This is a genomic window from Parendozoicomonas sp. 2304DJ65-17, assembly GCF_058148445.1.
The window spans coordinates 58,940-75,373 of sequence record NZ_JBYVJV010000009.1; the positions used below are offsets into that span (position 1 = coordinate 58,940).

The 16,434-nt window shown below is 50.1% G+C and carries 6 protein-coding genes; all 6 read left to right on the forward strand.

Annotated elements, in window-relative coordinates; genetic code table 11:
• The first annotated feature begins 10 nt into the window (after window positions 1–10).
• The 6 genes from ACY2RR_RS19230 (at window position 11) to ACY2RR_RS19255 (ending at window position 16,358) form a co-directional block, all read left to right on the forward strand.
• Complete coding sequence (locus tag ACY2RR_RS19230; RefSeq protein WP_490109800.1) at window positions 11–415, forward strand: GPW/gp25 family protein; 405 nt, start codon at window positions 11–13, stop codon at window positions 413–415.
• Window positions 415–840 carry a hypothetical protein gene (locus ACY2RR_RS19235; RefSeq protein WP_490109801.1) on the forward strand — a complete coding sequence of 142 codons (426 nt, stop codon included), beginning with the start codon at window positions 415–417 and terminating at the stop codon, window positions 838–840. The genes ACY2RR_RS19230 and ACY2RR_RS19235 overlap by 1 nt, the downstream gene beginning before the upstream one ends.
• Entirely contained in the window at window positions 837–4,820 is a 3,984-nt protein-coding gene (locus tag ACY2RR_RS19240) for a hypothetical protein (protein ID WP_490109802.1), read from the forward strand. Before ACY2RR_RS19235 ends, ACY2RR_RS19240 begins: the two co-directional genes overlap by 4 nt.
• Window positions 4,821–4,881: 61 nt before the next feature.
• Window positions 4,882–6,381, forward strand: coding sequence for a hypothetical protein (locus ACY2RR_RS19245; protein ID WP_490109803.1), 1,500 nt, complete (start codon window positions 4,882–4,884; stop codon window positions 6,379–6,381).
• Window positions 6,382–6,404: 23 nt separating this feature from the next.
• Window positions 6,405–8,885, forward strand: coding sequence for a hypothetical protein (locus ACY2RR_RS19250; protein WP_490109804.1), 2,481 nt, complete (start codon window positions 6,405–6,407; stop codon window positions 8,883–8,885).
• 120 nt (window positions 8,886–9,005) lie between these two features.
• Complete coding sequence (locus ACY2RR_RS19255) at window positions 9,006–16,358, forward strand: beta strand repeat-containing protein (protein ID WP_490109805.1); 7,353 nt, start codon at window positions 9,006–9,008, stop codon at window positions 16,356–16,358.
• Window positions 16,359–16,434: the final 76 nt, after the last annotated feature.

Sequence of the window (16,434 nt, forward strand, 5' to 3'; positions counted from 1 at the left end):
GACACCTTTCATGAGCGAATCCCAGTTAATTGGCCGGGGCTGGAACTACCCGCCCCGGTTCAACAAACCGGGCCTTGGCCCGGAGATGGTGGATGGCGTAGAAGAGATCCGTCAGTCTCTGCATATTCTGATTGGTACCAGTCTGGGTGAACGCACTATGCGACCAGAGTTTGGTACCCCATTAGCCGAGTATCAGTTTGCCAGCCTCGATTACGACAGCCTTTCAATGTTAAGTGAAAGAATGACTGATGCCATCGACCGTCTGGAGCCCCGAATTAATCTGGAAAGGGTCGATGTTGATGCCAGTGAAGGTGCCAGCGGCCTGTTAAAAATCAATGTCGTTTATGTGATCCGTTCTACCAACACCCGGGACAATCTTGTCTATCCCTTCTATTTACAGGAACAGACAACCTGATGCCTGACATTGCCATTATCACCGGTGACCAGGTGCAGTTTCTTCCTGCACAGGGCGCTGCAACCCTTATGGCACCGGCTTTAATCCCTATCAGTGGCACCGGTACTATGACCGTAATGGGAAAACCAGTGTGCCTGGAAGGGGATGAAAAAAACGTACAACTTCCTATCCCCTATATTGCCGGCCCTCATGTTATTCCAGGAATGGGATTGCTGAAGATCACCGCGCTGGCAGGAGACCAGCTGTCCAAGAAAACGCTCAATGGCAAGAAACTGATTCTCAAAGGTGCGCAGTTCGATGCAGAAATGCAGGTGACGGCACCCGCTCAGCAACCAACTCCTACAGGGCCTGTTCCCGATGCCACTCCGAAGTACACCGGCAAGGGCCAGTTTATTTCTACTAACATTAAGTTCACGCCCTCATGACCACACCCCAGAATAAAACACTTATCTCATCTGGTACCCGTCAGGACCAGCGCCAGCTTGCTGATCTTTTACCTGATGCTTTCTCTGTGGAAGAGCGAAGCATTACCGAATGGTTAGAGTATCTGAAAAAGTTTGCAGCCTGGCTTCAATATCACACTCCCAACGGGGTGGAGGGCAACTGGCAGGCATTATTTGATGAACCGGAAGGCCTGGAACAGTGGGCACAATGGTTAGACAAGCAACCGGGCATATCCAGTGCTGTTAAACAACGTGCAGCCTCTCCAGACCGCGCGCTTCTTCTTACTTTCCTTTCAATCCTGCGCAATTCCAAAGACCAGTTCCGGCGTATTACAGATCGTCACTTATCGTATTACTACCGGGACGTTCTGGGGTTTACTGAACAGCCAGCCATGGGAGACAGCGCCCATGTAGTGATGACGCTGGAAGATGGTGCAGAAGTACAAACCCTGCCACAAGGAGTACTGTTTGATGGTGGCACCGACAGCGCAGGTGATCAGCGCTTCTATCGTTTGCAGGAAACGACTGCCATAAACCACAGTCGTATAGAAAGCCTGCGAACGCTGGGGCTCGACACTGACTCTGGCAATACAGGTTTTTTACGCACTGAGTTGATCAATACAGGGCAAGGCCTTGAGTTCCCTGAAAATGGTGCACTGACTTTTGGTGAATACGAAGCCCTTGAAGAAGATCTCGACCAACGCCAGAGTCGCCCTCAGATCGGTATTTTAATGACTTCCCCACTGCTCTGGCTTTCCGAAGGGGATCGAACTATTCATGTGAAGTTTCATAGCCATGGTTCCGTTGGCAGTAGTCTTCCCAACAATCTTGTCAGCCTGTTCGATGTTTCCATAAGCACTGCTGAAGGCCTTATTCCGGTTGTCCCTAAGACTACAGGTCAAAACGATCCTTACACTTTCACTCTGATGCTCGACAAACTGTTCCCAGCTGTCGCGCAAATGCCAGAGCCCGTTTCATCCCGTATTACTGCTCCTCTTATTCAGTTCACATTAAAAGCTGATACCAACGATCGATTTGAGGGCTATCAGACATTACGGCAAGTGGCTTTAGCAAAGGTAGAACTATCTGTTGAGGTAACAGGCTTAAAGCAGGTGTTAATTCGCAATGATGACGCGCCCCTTGATCCGGGCGGCCCGATGGAAGTTTTTGGTACCCGTCCCCGTAATGGCAGCCGGGTACAATTCAGTCATCCCGAGCTGGCACTGAAACCTTTAACATCTCTGAACATTTCTATTGCCTGGGCCAACAAACCTGAAAACCTTCAGGATTATTATCAAACATACCGGGAGTACCTGCAGGATATAGGCGACCCAGAATATGCAACATGGCCTCATCATACCGTAAATGTTGGCAGCGCCTGGGGAGTAACAAGTTCCTCTACCCTGTTTTCCAGCGGGCAGAATTCTTCATCAATAGAGAGGGTTTTGATCCCCCTGCCTCAAAATAATGATCCCAATGCTCCCCCATATATCTACCCTGCTGATTTAGACTGGGAACTCTATAGAAATCTCCCCCATAACAGTCCGGAGCCAAGAGACTGGCCATTCTGGTATCAGGTCACACTGGACAACGATAATTTCGGACACGATCTCTATAACAATGTACTGACATGGGCTTCTAATAAAAACAGTCTGGATATGAGTGAGTTCCAGAGTAATCTGCCTGTTCTCAGAGAAGAGTATAAAAATGACCTGATCGAATATGGCGAAGGCTTGGCGGCTCGTCAGCAATATCTCGAAGAAAAAGCAGCCTGGGATAAACTGAACAACCGTGACTGGTTCCGAATCAGGGCCTCAGACACCGCAAGTACGCCTTCTCAAATCTATTACAAGAACCAGCTGCATGAAAGTATCACTGGCTATACGTTCAATGTATGGGTAACTCAGCATGGTCAAGCTAATTTAGACAGGCATAACCACTTCGACCTGGGAACAGGCAACCAATCAACTAACGAGAGTAATGCTGCAAGCATGGCCAATTATCTGGCCGGAATCGACAGTAGCGAATCTGTCATCATTTTTACTGCCGACAGTCTTGATAAAGAAGGGGCGGGAGGCAGAGAAAGAGTTCATCAGGCCCTCATCGCACAGATTGAACGGTTGGGTGGAAGCAGGGAAGTGTTTGCCAATACCGAAAGCGGAATCGAACATGGTGTCTACCTACTGGTAGGGCGTGGCGGCTTAGGCAAGAACCAGGGCTTTGAAGTCTCCCAAGGCACGAATAATACCCTTGATACATTCACTTATACTGTTATCAGGGACATTGATTACGGCCATCTCCTTCCTCAGGAAACGACAACACAAACTTTCTCGCAAGTAATGCCGCCATCTCCGGCTTATGTTAGTGCGCCAACGGTACCAACTCTTCCCGGAGCTCCTGAGCTAAGAATCACCAACGCCCCCTGGACACCAATCTGTGAGACCTTCAGTGTTGATTACACTGCATCAACAGAACTGAACGTTGACAATGCACAGGGTGAAAACGACAGGCTATTAATGCACCTGCACCCAATCGGCACACAGGTTTTGGCCAGCAGTGAAACGCTGGGGGCATCAGATCAGCATCCGGTGATTCCATCCCTTGAAAAATCTGGTTATCTCTATATCGGATTCGCCAACACCCCCGATACCGGCACCTTGAACGTATTATTTGAAATAGCTTCTATCGACAGCCCCCCAGAACTATCAGAGGCAACCGTGCGCTGGGATTACCTGACCGCCGACGGTTGGGCAAAATTCAGTACAGATCGGCAGCAGGAAGGTACCCGCAGAGCCATGGTACTGGGTGATGAAACCAATAACCTGATCAACACTGGCGTTATACGTTTTGAATTATTACCAGACATGCGCCGTGCTGGTGCCTTTGCCGGTGATAACCAGTTATGGATGCGTGCATCCCTGGAGAATGCACCTTCAAGGATTAAGAGTGAATGGTCTCAATTAACAGGTATTTATACTCAGTCCGCCACTGTTGCGTTCAGCAAAGACGATCCGGCAACGGGCCAGGCTGTCACTCCCCTTCATTTACCAGAACCTTTACCCACCGAAACCATTGTCAGTTTGCAGGAGAATAATCCCGCTATCGCTTCGGTCATGCAGCCCTCCCCTTCTTTTGGTGGTCGTGCTCCTGAGGCCTCAGAAACATTTAACAATCGCATCAGTGAGCGTTTACGCCATCGCGGCCGCGCGATTACCTGTTGGGATTATGAACGTCTGGTATTGGAGCAGTTTCCCGAACTGTTCATGGCTAAATGCATCAGGGGCAGTGAAAAAGGTTCAATTGTTCTGCAGGTTATACCAAAAACCACAGATCCAGCAGTACTGAAACCCAGAGCCCCACTGTTTTTGCAAAACGAAATTAGAACCTTTCTGAATCCGCTGATACCGCCACAAGCTTCTGTTTCTGTCACTTCTCCAAGGTTTCAGGAAGTACGTTTATCAATATCGCTCAATATTCGAGACGGTTACGACCAAGGTCTTATGATTCAAACTCTCAATAATGAGATTGTATCCCTATTAAGCCCGTGGACCGGCACTGACAGTTCAGAGTTTCGTAACACGATTTCCCTGACATCTATTGCCCAGTTTGCAGCAACCCGCCCTTATATTAACCAAGTATTGAAAATTTCAGCTGAACGACAGGAATGGAATTCAACAACAGAGCTGTTGGAATTCAAGCCTCTCTCTGACTCAGTTATATATCCAGATGACAAACGAGGAAACACTGACGAAGTGATTCTTGTTCCAGCCAAACTGCATACGATTAATGTTTTACCTGCAGGTGTTGCTGTCTTTGAAGGCGTGGGCCGCATGGAACTGGAGCTGGATTTCAAGATCGCAGCAGGTATACCACTAACAGACGGTATTAGCATGATGTCCATTGTTGATTCCGACTCTACAAACAATACCGATGGGCCAGAGTTTATTGTGTCCAGTTACTGACCACCCCTTATTTTCGACACTCCATTCACACTCACAGATGTATTTTTGAAAGGATCTCTCCATGCCGAACCCAATACCCTCAGGGTTATCGAACAGCAGTCAGATCAAGAGCCATTTTCAAAATGGCGACAAACCCAGTGAACATGATTTCAGTCAGCTGATTGATAATGCTGTGATTGGACGGGTGCTGTGTAACTACGACAACAACTATTTGTTGTACGGATTGAAAGTTGACGACGATGGACACCTTGCTCTGAATCTGCAAGTGAGCCCGGGACTGCGTTTTGATGCCAATACTGCAACGCTTTCCGTTGATCCAATTCTAGGAGATGGGTTGGATATTGATCTTAATACTGGCGAGATCGGGCTTGTTACCAGTACTGGTATCACAAACAGCGCCCAAGGATTGGCGTTGGAATTAAATACTGATGACAGTCTGAGCTACAACGCTACAACCTCAACCATCTCATTGAACAGTTTTAATGGACTGACGGTTGATAGTAACGGTGTCAGCGTTGCTTTGAACACTGAAGGCGCACTGTCATACGACAGTACATCGGCCACCATGTCTCTCAATTCTGGATCAGGGCTTGATGCGTCTAATGGTGCTCTGTCGGTCAAAACCAAAGTTGATGCTGGTTTGTTCGCTGACAGTGACGGGCTACAGGTTGTCACCGGATCAGGTCTCATTGCTAATGCTCAGGGACTCAATGTTTCTTTAGACACAACCCCAGGGCTCACCTTTGATCAAAACCGTGCATCCCTGTCTTTGGATATTGGTTTAGGGCTCGATAATACCGGCCCTCTGGCTCTGAAAGTCAAACCAAACTCCGGTTTGTCTATTGATGCTGACGGCCTCAGTTCCAATATTTCAGCGGGCCAAGGCCTGGAAGATCTAAATTCACAGCTGAGCGTAAAAACAAAACCGGCATCAGGTCTCAGCATCGACAATGATGGACTGCAGGTGCATACCGGAACCGGCCTTTCTGCAGACAATTCAGGTTTAACTCTCGATCTCACCGCCAGTAATGGCCTGGCATACGATCAGTCTACGGCCACACTATCTCTTAATACGGGTGATGGTCTGGACAGTTCCAGCTCAGAGTTGGGCGTAAAGGTAAAACCAGAGTCCGGCTTATCTGTTGATACTGATGGGCTGCAGGTGCACACCGGAACCGGCCTTTCTGCGAACAATTCAGGTTTAAGTCTCGATCTCGCCGCCAGCAATGGCCTGGCATACAATCCGTCCACCGCTGAATTGTCATTGAGTATTGGCAACGGTTTGGACATCTCCGGCTCGGATCTGGCTGTAAAGGTAAAACCAGATTCAGGTCTGGCAATCGATGCTGACGGTCTACAGTTAACCGCACAAACAATTACTCCTGAAGAACGCAGCCGTCTGGCCAGCCTGGCACTCCTGTCTAATGCCAACAGCGGTGATGTTCAGGTCACCATCTCCAACCCTACGGACCCAAGCCAGACCAAAGACCTTCCGCTGCACGACATTGTTCAGTCTCTGGTTGATGCCAATGTCCTAGATTTCAACACCCTGGGTAACTGATCTCGGGCCAGCAGAGAAACTTCATGACTAATTTGACGATTCCCAACCGGCCTCCAGAGGAACCGGCACAGGATTTCTATGCCCTGCGTGAAGAGGCACTGGAAGCGTTACAACACCTAGCGGGTGGAACCTGGACAGATCATAACCTCCATGATCCCGGCATAACCATGCTGGAAGCTATGTGTTATGCCATTACTGATTTGGGTTATCGTCTTGATTTCCCTATCCCTGATCTGGTGGCGAAGGAAGATGATAGCGAGCCTGATGCTTTCCCCCAGCCTCGGTATATGCTTCCCTGCCAGCCTGTTACCAAAGATGATTTCCGTCGCTTAATTCTGGATATTCCCGGCGTTCGCAATGCTCTTCTGCAGCAGACCACACCTTCACTCTGGCACGTTGATGTGATTCCCGATGCCCATCTGGACAGTGAACAGCGGCAGGAACTGGCCGAACAGGTTCGTGAACGCTTTCTGGCCAGTCGCAATTTAGGTGAAGACCTTGCACAGCTTCGCTTAACACCAACTTACGATGTTGTTTTAAGAATAAAAGTAGAGCTTAAGGCTGCAGCAGATCCCGTTGAAACCCTCGCCCTCCTGTTCAGTTCACTGGCTGACATTATTGCTCCCAGAGTTCACTTTTATTCGCAGGATTCTCTTGAGAGAGAGGGTTACAACCGTGAACAACTCCTTACCGGCCCATGGCTGAATCGAGGTTTTCTTCCTGATAAAGAACTGGCTCGCCCGGCTCTGGTTGATCGTGTTTATGTTGCAGACCTGATGAGCCTTGCTCTGGAAACTGATGGCGTGAGTACCTTAGATGAGCTACTGATTGGGACTGGTACAAACCCTGATCGGGATGATTTTGAAGGATGGGTGTACACCCCTCTCCCAGGTCAGGCACCAGTTCTTAATATCGAGCAAACCCTTAGCCGTCTTGAAGTCAGTAAAGATGGTACACCTATCAATATTCCCACGGCGCGATTAATTGAACGGTACAACAACCTGCGCTTTGGAAGTGCAACTCATGGTCGAAACGGAATCTGGCAGAACACCAGCGCTTATCGCAAGCTCGATGACTACCTGACGCTGCAACATGAATTACCCACCATATATGGTGTCGGGCCGTCTGGCATCGCTCCCGGAGAAGGGCCCCAGCGAACCAGTGAAGTCAGGCAGTTACAGAGCTATCTACTACTGTTCGACCAGGTTCTCGGTAATCAGTTTTCACAGCTCAACCATCTGCGGTTACTACTGGGCCAGCCAAGTGAAGAGTGGCTCAAGCCCCTCAGTGAACTTCTGGAAAAAATGCTTAACAGTGAGAATCTCAGCGACCGTGAACTGGCTCTGTTCTGGCACACTCTGGATAAAATTCCTTTGTCGTACGCCAGCCAACCTGTGGACTCAATAGATCCAGTGACAGGTCGGGGAAAAGATTTACAGGAACTACCAGATATTCTTGGCGACAAGATCAATGCCTACAGCTCTGCACAGCTTCAAACCCTCACTGAAGAACCTTTTAGCGCGTCGCAGCTGCAACGGCTGGTCCGAGCAAGCAACCATATTCTGGCCCGAAACCACGAGCAGCTCCCCGATGCTGCCCAGCTCCGTTATGAAGAGGTTTTCAAGCACTATGCCGACATTCTTCTTAACAACCGTCATGCCATGCCTGGATTAACAGCAGACGACCTGACCCAACGTTTGGCAATGCTAAAAGAAGTGATAGACCGCTCACTGTTTATGCGCGATGTTGTTCTCGGTGGTGAACGCGGACAGGGAAGTAATTACATTGATGATGATATCTGGGGCCCGGGAAATATTTCTGGCCTAAAGCAAAGAGTCTACCGGCGACTTGGACTGCCCACTCTCACTGCCAACGTTCTGTCCACCAGCAACACCGAAGGCTTCCATCTGGTGGAAGATACCCTGTTACGGCACGGCATTGCATCTGGAAGCAGTCATCCGCTCAGTGTTCATACTATTTATCTGGTAGCGCCCACCTGGCCCACCCGTCTGGCAGACACAGAGTTTCGAAATATGTTTCTGCGAACAGTGGAACAGGAGTTACCTGCCCATCTGCACCCCTGCTGGCTGCATCTTGGCCGCAAGGCCATGGCCGATTTTGAAAAGGTCTATAACGCCTGGCGCAATGCAATGACCCGTTACCCTTCCGAACAGAGCACGATACCAGTTACAGAGCAGGATCAACGCCGGGAACTTGTACGTCGCCTGTCTGATTACCTGCACACGTTTATTCATAGCGTGCTGACCGATGGCAACAGCCCCGATATCAGCGGTTGGGATTTTGCTCCAGCTGGTATTGGTTCACCTACAGATGGCGCTATTGGTCGCTGGGCCGTTGGCTACAAGCCGATCGATTCCCTGAACTACGACCCGGACAACACTCAGCCATGGCAGATTAGTCATGCAGCAATCGGCGAAGACCAGGATCAATCTGACAAGCCAATGGTTGTTCACATCGGACCCGCTAATTCAACACAAGACTAACAACAGAAAACCTTCTCTCAGGTGCCTGATTACACAGGCCACAGCAATTCAAGCATTCCACCCTCATCGCACAGCTTTCGCTGAAAGCTCAAATTGACACAGCTAAGGACAGGTAACCCCATGGCCAAGATGGACAGAACGTATCTGAAAAGTCAGTTCGCCAATAATGAAATTCCTGACGGAAATGATTTTAAAGACCTGATTGAGTCAGGCATCAATCAGCAAGACGACAACATTCATGTGAACGATGCCAAGCAGCTTGGTGTTGGCACCAGTACTCCGCAAGCCAGACTGCACGTCGATGGTGATGCCCGTATTGACAGCCAGACTGATATTTATGGTGATGTTGTTGTCCATAACAGCGGGCTGACTGTCAGTAACAATGTCTCGGCCGGTTCAGTCTCTGCGCCAACAGGCACTATCGATGATCTGACTGCTCAATCTGTCACAGCATCAGGTGCTGCCCAGGCAGATTCCCTGACAGTCACCCATCATGTCAGTGCAGAAACGGCCTCTATCCAGGGTGAACTGAATGTTAATGACCGGATTCGCGCCAGCAGCGCAGATGACGGTGAGGGTATCCTGGCGGTAAAACGCGATAGCAGTGATGGAACTCGTGCCTCCCTGACAGTCAAAGATCAAAATGACACCTCACATCTGCAGCTGGACGACAGAGGGCGAATGGCTCTGGGCGGTAACAGCCCAACAGCTGCCCTGCATGTGCAATGGAATCAATCAGGTGACGCTCTGCGTGTTGATGATGAAGTCAACGACAGTACCCCCATGATTGTTACAGAAGAGGGGCTGACCGGTCTCGGTACAGCGACTCCGCAGGCCAAACTGCATATTGAAGCAAGCCATGGAAGAGATGCTCTACGTATTGCCCAGGAATCTGGCCAGGCCTGGTTAACCGCAAAAGAAACCGGTGTCGTTGTATCGCCTCCGGTTACCGCAGAATCATCCATGGTGATTCACAACGGCCTGGAAGTCGCCACCCAGTCTCCCATGGAGCGGGCGATGATGATTAAAGGCTCCAGCCAGATAGAAAAGCATCTGCATGTTGGGGAAGACCCTCTGGCAGATGTGATGTTCAGTGTTCGTGGTAAAACCCGCCTGGTGGGTAGCACACAGGTTGACGGTGACAGCGAACTGAATGGAACACTGACCGTCTCCGGTGCCAGTACCCTTAATGATGATCTGACTGTAACCGGTAGAGCCGAAATCCAGACAGGTGCAGAGATTGCCGATGGCCTCAATGTCATAAGCGGTGACACCAATATCAGCAACCGTCTCGCTGTCGGTGGTTTGCCAGATCCGGACACTGACCTCACTATTCACGGCAAATCCCATCTTAAACATGAACTGACAGTGGATGAAAAAGCCACTCTGGCTGACGGGCTGGAAGTCACTTCTGGCTTAACAGATCTTGAAGGAGGCCTGGCTGTCACAGGAAATACCCAGCTTAATGATGCACTGACTGTTGGTAGCATGGGTGATCAGGCGGACCTTGAAGTCCATGGCCAGACAACAGTTGCTGAGGCGACTCATTTAAAAAGCACTCTGGATACAGATGAGAAGGCTACCTTCAACAACGGTGTGCAAGTTACAGCAGGAATGACTGATCTGGACGCTGGCTTGAATGTGTCCGGTACAACCCAGATGAATGATGATGTCACTGTTGGTGCAATGATTTCACCGGCTGACATCACAGTTTATGGTCATTCGACTATTGAGCAGAACTCTCATGTCAAAGGCACATTAGAGACTGACGAAAAAGCCACTCTCAATAACGGCTTGCAGGTAGCCAATGCTGTCACAGACCTCGAAGCCGGCCTTAATGTTTCTGGTGCCACGCAGCTTAACAATGACGTGACTGTTGGTAGCGACGATGCTTCTGCCAACACAACATTCCATGGCTCGGTCACAGTTCATGAGCCAACCCATCTTCTCAGTACACTCGAAAGCGATAAGAAAGCAACTCTGAGAGACGGCCTGCAGGTTACAACATCCTCCACAGACCTGGAGGCAGGGCTGCATGTGACCGGTGCTACTCAGCTCAATGATGAGCTGACTGTAGGACGCATGGATGATAACGCTGATGTGGCCATCTATGGTGAACTGTCAGTATCCGGCCCTACCCAGCTGCAAAATACGCTGGCTGTTGATGATAAAGCAACACTCAACAATGGTTTGCAGGTGACAGCGTCACTGACAAACCTTGATGACGGTCTGGCCGTCAGTGGCGGAGCAACAACTGATACCCTGACAGCGTCCGCCCACACCCAGTTGAACGACACTCTGCATGTGACCGGCTCGACAACCCTTGATGATAGTTTCACCGTTGCCGGTACCAGTACCCTCAATAATGATATGACGGTTGCGGGCCTTGCGACTGTGAACAATGGTGCAACTATTGCCAATGGCCTTGCCGTAACCAGTGGTGATGCAAATATCAGCGAAAGGCTGGCAATAGCCGGTGCGCCTGATAGTGATGTTGAACTAACCGTCCATGGCCAAAGCCATATCAAGGACCAGCTCCATGTTGATCAGAAAACCACTCTGAACAACGGCCTGCAGGTATCTGCCGGACTCACGGACCTCGATGGTGCCCTTGATGTAGCAGGTGTATCAACGCTGCAAAACAGTGCAACCATCAATAACGGATTGATAGTCGCCAGCGGCCATACTCTGCTCACCGAAAGTCTGGATGTTGATGGCGAAACACATATCAAATCCGATTTCACTGTTGGTGAAGAGCCTGAAGACAATACTGTGACTCCTGCTGGCGCCACCATACACGGGGCTGCGACACTGTACAGCACTCTGGACGTTACCGATAAAGCGACTCTCGGCAACGGCCTGAAAGTTAAGATTGGCCGCGCCGATCTCGATGCAGGACTTGTTGTCACCGGCGACAGTGTTATGCATGACAACGCTCAGGTAGATGGTGCTCTGGCTGTTGGCACTACAGTGGAAGATGGCAAAGCTCTTTCTGTTGTTGGTGACACCTCCATCAATGGTGATGTCAGCATCAGCAAGAGCGCTTCTATCGAAGAAGGCGCCACTGTTCACAAAGGTCTGACTGTTACTGGTGCAGTGGTAGGTGACGATGCCATTCATGCCCAGGGCCATATTAAGGTTGATGACAATGCTGTGATTGATGGCACAACCACTATCGGTCAGCAGCTGGTCATCAATAACCTCGACAACAATGGCTCTGCTCTTGAAGGTCTGGCACTGGAAGTGAAAGGTCCTTCCCAGTTAAGCGGCGATCTAACAACAGAAGGCAGCGTAACAGTGACAGAAGATGTGACTGTTAACAAAACCCTGACTGTAGAAAACCTTGAAGCTGATGCCCTGGCCATTGCAGCCACTGGTGATGTCAAAATTACTGGTAAGGTCGATATAACCGGCTCCGAGGAGCTCGATGGCATACTGAAGGTCAAGAACACAGAATCGGCTGAGATTGCTCTGGATGTGGACGGCAATGCTTCTATAAATGGCAATACTGCTGTTGATGGGGCTCTGACCATAAGCAACAGTGCAGAGGATGAGGTTGCACTCGCAGTAACAGGTGATACTGATGTCACTGGTTCACTGGTTGTTAACAATACTGCCGACGACGAGACTGCTCTGAGTGTCGGAGGCGACTCTCATCTTCAGGGGCACGTACAAACAGATGACAAAGTCACTGTTTCTATCCCTGATGATGCTGCTGATCGAACTGCACTGGTTGTTGAAGGCCAGAGCACACTGAAAGAAAAGTTAGTGGCCGAACAGGGTGCCGATATTACCGGTCACCTTGGTGTTTCAGGTGTCGTACAGGTGACTGGTCCTGTTCAGGTATCCGGCGCAACCAACCTGGATAGTCATGCGGCAGTTGGTGATTATCTGGTTGTCGGTGGAACAGAGTGTGACTCCGAAGCCAAAATGACAATCCATGGTAACTCCCACATTCATGGCGATACCTACCTGGAAGGTGATCTTCGAGTTACTGCTGATCTCACAGTGAACGACACCGCTCATATAAAAGGCCATGGTACCTTTGATGAGGGTCTGGAAGTTCGTGTCCCAGCAACATCTGAGGATTTACTGGCTCTCGATATGTCCGGTGATGGCCTTATCGATGGCGATCTGGAAATCAGGAAAATTGCCAAGGTTGGTGGTTACCTGGACGTGAATGGTGGTGCAGAGGTTGAAGACAACCTGCAGGCAGGATCATTGAACGTAGCAGGTTCGACTGGTTTGAACGGTGAACTCTCCGTCGCCGGAGCCACTTCACTATCAGGAGTGGAAGTCGATCAGGACGCTAACTTCAACAAAGATGTGACCATCAATAACGGCGGAATACTGACCGTCACTGGCAACAGCGTTATTGAAGGCAATGAAAGTGTTGAAGGTGCCTTAAATATTGCCGGTGATGCTGTTGAAGGTAAAAAGCTAACAGTAGCCGGCGACTCCCAGCTGGCTGGAGTGCTTTCGGTTGGTGGTGATGCGCTGGCTGATAAGACTCTGACTGTAACCGGTGATTCTCACCTGGAAGGCAACCTGAAAGTTAATGGTGAAACCTCTGTCAGTGGCTGGTTCCAGGCTCTTGATGATGTCACTGTTCGCGGCGTTCTGCGTGTACCGGAAGACAACATTATTGCTTCCAAAGATCTGGAAGTGAAAGAGAACGCCGAAGTCGGTGGTCACCTGTTAGCCAGTGATATCAGTATTCATAACTCGCTCAGCACCGGCGGAGCCGTAGATATTAGCAACAAGCTGAGTGTTACCAACACCAGCACGGAACCAGAGGCTCTGGCACTGGAAGTTACCGGAGCCAGCTACCTGAAAGATGATGTACGACTGGACGGTGACCTGACCCTGAACGGTATTCTCAAAACAGATCAGGGTATGGTCATTGATCCAGACAACAACACTGGACCAGCACTGGATGTTCGGGGTGACATGATCATCACCGGTCGCCAGACCATTTCAGATGATGCCACAGTCGCTGGCTTCACCACCTTGAATGATGGTTTATCAGTCGCCCGGGATGCCAGCTTCACTGAAAATGTTGTCGTTCGAGACAATCTGGAAGTACAGGGTGACAGTCGCCTGATTGGTGATATCACAGCAGAGAAAACTGTTCGCATCACTAATGCGAACGACAGAGACACGGCATTAAGTGTTGCTGGCGGCAGCGAATTCAATGGCGATATCACCCTCAATGGTACGCTGAAAACCAGCGAGGGTCTGGAGATTGATCCTTCGAATAGCAACGGACCTGCTCTGAAGGTCAATGGGGATCTCGAAGTCACAGAAACCCTGTGTGCTCTGGGACAGGCCGAGTTCCGCGGATCAGCTCAGTTCAACTCTGTTATCTCTGTTGATGAGAATGCCAGCTTTGCCCGGGATGCTGTTGTTGGCCGTAATCTTGAAGTGACCGGCGAAGCCGGAATCTTTGGTGATATCACCGCGCATAATGCGGTCAGGGTAAAAGGCCCCAGTCAGTTCGATGATGACATTACTCTTAACGGCACTTTACGCACCAGCCAGGGAATGGAGATAGAACCAGTCAGCAGTACCGGCCCTGCACTTAAGGTAAAAGGCCAGCTTCAGGTGACTGATAATCTGGATGCAATGGGTCAGGCCGCTATTCGCGGTTTTGCAAACTTTGAATCTGGCATTGCCGTACGAGATAACTCATCTTTCGAAAGTGATCTCACAGTTCAGGACAACTTTGAAGTTCACGATACCAGCCGTTTATTTGGCGACGTTATCGCCAACAAATCTCTGTCCGTAAATAATGCGGACAATGCTCCCTTTGCTCTGGATGTTGATGGGCCCAGCCGTTTTGAGAGTGATATCACTCTGAATGGCAGCCTGCATACCAGCCAGGGACTCACCGTAGCCGGTGCAAACACTCTTGATCAGGTTATGAGCGTAGCCGGCAACACTTGGATGGATGGCGAGCTTGAAGTCAATGATGCAGTAAGACTTCACAGAAACCTGGATGTAGACGGCAGTGTCACAGTTAACAGCTCTGCCACTGTGAACGGCAATCTGTCGATCGACGACAGCGCTACAGTCAATAATGATCTGACTGTGGGCGACAACCTGTCAGTGAACGACAACATTAATGTTGGCCGTGATATTAACGTCAGTGGTCATGCTTCAATAGCCGGACAGGGTAGCTACGGTAAAGGGTTAACAGTTAATCCGGATAATCTGACTGGCCGGGCACTGGTAGCCAACGGCAAGGTGGAAATTAACGGAGCAACTGAAGTTGGCGGCCGTGCCACCTTTGCTCAAGGCCTGGACATTGCCAGTAATGGTTTGTCGACTGACTCTCTGGAAGTTCGCAGTGCTGGTCGTTTCCAGCAGGATGTTCAGATTCAGGGTGGCCTGGCCTTCCTGAACAATGTCCAGGTTGATGCTATTGACGATGATATTGATCTGGGAAGTGGCAACAGCTCTCACCGTGTTCTTCCTACCCAGAAAGCAGTCAAAGATTACGTCGACCTGCACTCTTCACCTTTTGGATTTGGTGGTCGCACATTTACAGTGCGAGACCAGGAGACTTTCGAGAAAGTCTTTGGCAATGGCTCAGAAGTCACTATCGCGCCTTACACCACAATTCTATTGATGCCACCAGCAGAGAATCCTCAGCCTAATCCACTGGTTGTAGGCAATGACCCTGGCATCAGTAACCCCAATGAGTGGCCTGCTGTCAGCAGCTATGTACTGAAGAACAGTGTACGACTCAGCTCAGGTGTCAGCATTATCGGCTTTAACGCCCGCACAACCATCGTTGTTAAAGAACATGCAAACCACCGCTTTGTTATTCAGGGCAGCAATGCCAACGACAAAGTGTATGGCATCACCTGTGAAGGCTGGACGTTCAATGGCGGAGCCCGCACAGCCATGACTGATGGCGGTGCTTTCTACTTGAACAATGCAGAAAACTGCGTACTCAACTGCAGCCTGATAGGACACTATGTCAGTGGCCGGGGCGGAGCCATCTTCGGTATGAACGCCAGCCGCATCCGTGCTGAACATATCCGGGCCTGCCGTGCCATTGGCAGTGGTAACAGTTACGGCGGCGGTGTTTATGGTCTTCATGACTCCGTGATCCGGGTAGATGGCTGTGTATCTGACCACGGTGGTGGCGCATCTAACTGCTCCGAAAGCAAGATTATCGCCATGAACTGTGAGGCAACTTACGGTGGCGGTGTATTCCAGTGCTCAATGTGCCGGGTTCATGCCAGAGATTGTGCTGCCAGCCAGCGTGGTGGTGGTGCCTGCTTCTGCAGTGACATGGTATGTGAAGGTTACTGGACCGGTAATACTGGCCTATCTGGTTACAAACACATCTACGCCAACAACAACCAGACCGGCAGTGATCGTGAAGAGCACTTCTGGCGCGGTGATTATGTTGGTCAGCGCCTCACCTTCTCCCATAGCGAGTGGCGCAGCAATAACCTCTAACCGCTGAAATCTGTAAACCGTTGTCCGCTGCCTGTTTTTGGGCAGCGGAACAAACCTTTCACAGTTGACACTTCCT

What these genes read in the sequence shown, in the direction of transcription:
- ACY2RR_RS19230 (WP_490109800.1), top strand. Translation starts at nt 11, where the DNA reads ATGAGCGAATCCCAGTTAATTGGCCGGGGCTGGAACTACCCGCCCCGG.
- ACY2RR_RS19235 (WP_490109801.1), top strand. Translation starts at nt 415, where the DNA reads ATGCCTGACATTGCCATTATCACCGGTGACCAGGTGCAGTTTCTTCCT.
- ACY2RR_RS19240 (WP_490109802.1), top strand. Translation starts at nt 837, where the DNA reads ATGACCACACCCCAGAATAAAACACTTATCTCATCTGGTACCCGTCAG.
- ACY2RR_RS19245 (WP_490109803.1), top strand. Translation starts at nt 4,882, where the DNA reads ATGCCGAACCCAATACCCTCAGGGTTATCGAACAGCAGTCAGATCAAG.
- ACY2RR_RS19250 (WP_490109804.1), top strand. Translation starts at nt 6,405, where the DNA reads ATGACTAATTTGACGATTCCCAACCGGCCTCCAGAGGAACCGGCACAG.
- ACY2RR_RS19255 (WP_490109805.1), top strand. Translation starts at nt 9,006, where the DNA reads ATGGCCAAGATGGACAGAACGTATCTGAAAAGTCAGTTCGCCAATAAT.